This window comes from Endozoicomonas atrinae (assembly GCF_001647025.1).
Taxonomy (GTDB): domain Bacteria; phylum Pseudomonadota; class Gammaproteobacteria; order Pseudomonadales; family Endozoicomonadaceae; genus Endozoicomonas; species Endozoicomonas atrinae.
Map to the genome: position 1 here is coordinate 1 of NZ_LUKQ02000453.1, position 2,443 is coordinate 2,443.

1 protein-coding gene is annotated in these 2,443 nt (G+C 42.2%); it reads right to left on the minus strand.

Going from position 1 to position 2,443, the window contains the following annotated elements:
- Positions 1-228: 228 nt before the first annotated feature.
- Positions 229-1,782 (minus strand): sulfatase family protein, encoded by a 1,554-nt coding sequence (locus AK963_RS27790; protein ID WP_066018561.1) that lies wholly within the window; start codon positions 1,780-1,782, stop codon positions 229-231.
- Between the last annotated feature and the right edge of the window lie 661 nt (positions 1,783-2,443).

Consider the following 2,443-nt stretch of genomic DNA (forward strand, 5'->3'; position numbering starts at 1 on the left):
GATCATCCTGAGTTTTAATCTGACTGGCTATTTGATCTACCAGTTTTTCGTTGATTTCAACGCTCATTGTTATTCTCCATTTTGGAGTATTAACGACAAGCGTTTACACAATTTAAATTACATTCCCACTTCCAGAAGGAAGTTTCTTTTTGACTGCTTGTTGCTTTAAGAAACCAGTCTCATATGTTTCTTTCGAACAAAAAAAGATCAGATTAACTTTGATATTATTTATACAACTTCTTTTTTTAATCCATGACCACCAGGGAGAGTTTGGTATTTGCTGGTGTCTTGAAATGCTGCCAATTGTTTCTGGATATAATCTTCTGCCCGATGATGCTCTTTATCAGGATCCAGGTAGTTCAGAAGTGCATTATGAAGCTGCTTTCTTTTTTCTGACTGGGTGCTGGCTAAATCCAGAGTTTCCTGAGGATCCTTATCAATATTAAATAGCTGTGCTGGCTGGCCGTAGTGGTAAATGTACTTCCAGTTACCCTGGCGAATAGCGTAGCTACTGACGCTCTGACCATGACCATGATACTCAGAAAGTGCGGTACGTTCATGATCGTTCAATGCAAGGCCTTGCAGTGGTTCTCCATCCCAATGTTCAGGACGTTGGACACCAAAAATACCGAATAATGTGGCCTGCAGGTCCATGGAATCACAGGCGGTGTGGCTGACCGTATCCCTGTTAAAGCCGGGACCACTGATGATGCAGGGAACCCTGGCGGAATCTTCATGCATGCTGGATTTCCAGTGCATGCCATATTTGCCCATCATGGTTCCATGGTCAGACGTGTAAATAATCACCGTGTTATCCAGCTGGCCTGTCTCTTTCAGAATGTTGATCAGCTCACCGACCTTGTTATCGATATAGGTGACATTGGCATAATAGCCCCGCCGTAAACCACGCACCTGCTCCTCGGTAAACTGATCCGTTTTGAAGTGTTTACGAAGATCATCTGACACTGGGTGTTGGGCAACCGGATGGTTTTTATCCAGTTCAGGCAGGTCATCATGACCTTCATAAAGGTCCCACAACTCCTGTGAAGTAAAGCAGGGGAAGTGTGGCTTGGATGTATTTAGTTCCATCAGCCATGGCTGGTCCAGCGATAATCCAGTGGAGGAAATCCAGCCTTTGGCAAAGTTAAAAATTGGCTCATCCTTGCTGAACGCATTTGCCTTGACACCATACATGGCATTTCTTGGGGTGCCATCACGGCTCTCCAGGGGGCGTTCTGATACAGGGTTGCGGGCAACATTCATATCACCCGGATCCTGGACCTCAGGTGACCAGAGCCGGTGCATTTCAGAGAAGCCCAGTTTTGAGGCTTCCCGGTATGCATCAAGCTTACCTACATGAACGGTGTAGATACCTTGTTCTCTCAAAACGTGACCATGACTGGGATAGTCTTTCTGGAAAACAACGCTGTTATTGTAAAACTGTCCCTTATGGGGGCGCAGGCCTGATATCCAGGAAGAGCGTGTGGGTACGCACAGGGGGGATGCCGTGTAGTGACTTTTATAATAAGTACCGGTATTTGCAAGTTCCTGAAGATTCGGTGTTTGTATAAAGGGGTGTCCTTCGATGGAACTGAGGAAGGGATTATGTTCATCCGTTTTGATAACTAAGACGTTGGGTGCTTTTTTATTACGTGAAGGTAAGACAGGAGTTGGATTTGCAGAGCTGGTTAGAGATAACCCGCAAGCGGCGAGTCCAGCGGCGGTTAGTCCTGCTTTTTTTAGAAAGCTGCGTCTGTTTAACTCTGGACTGTACTTGGGCATCTGCTATTACTCTGATTACTTTTGGTTAGGATTCTTCAGGTTTTATGCGTAATTTTTGAACAAGTGAAAGCATTCAGCTGTATGACTGGCTTGAATTCTTGGCGGTAACTGCTCTCAATTTATCTGTTCTCTCCTTTAAGCAAGAAAAATTTACGATAGGCGTGTTTTTTTTTGGTTGATCCTGATCATTTGAATGTTCGTGTGAATGAGGAATATTTTATTTTGTCTTTATTTAATTGGCTGCAATTTGATCAGTCTTTTTATTTAGGTTGTTAATTAATCAATTAGCTTGTTTTTTGGTCGAATCTAGATTGTTAAATAAACAATAAAGAAAAGTGAGAAATTATTGCTTGGTTATTTATTGTCTGATTTTTTATTTTTATTAAAGATTAATGTTCAGATTAGACTGTTTTTGAACGTAGTTATTCAAATATTGAGGGAATGTAATTTAAATTGTGTAAACGCTTGTCGTTAATACTCCAAAATGGAGAATAACAATGAGCGTTGAAATCAACGAAAAACTGGTAGATCAAATAGCCAGTCAGATTAAAACTCAGGATGATCTTGCCGACTTCAGCCGTTTACTTATTAAGGCGACTGTTGAACGTGTTATGGCCGCTGAATTGGAAGAGCATCTGGGTTATGCCAAATACTCGCCTGA

Excerpts from the sequence above, each read along its gene's own strand:
- AK963_RS27790 (WP_066018561.1), bottom strand. The coding sequence starts at position 1,782 with ATGCCCAAGTACAGTCCAGAGTTAAACAGACGCAGCTTTCTAAAAAAA.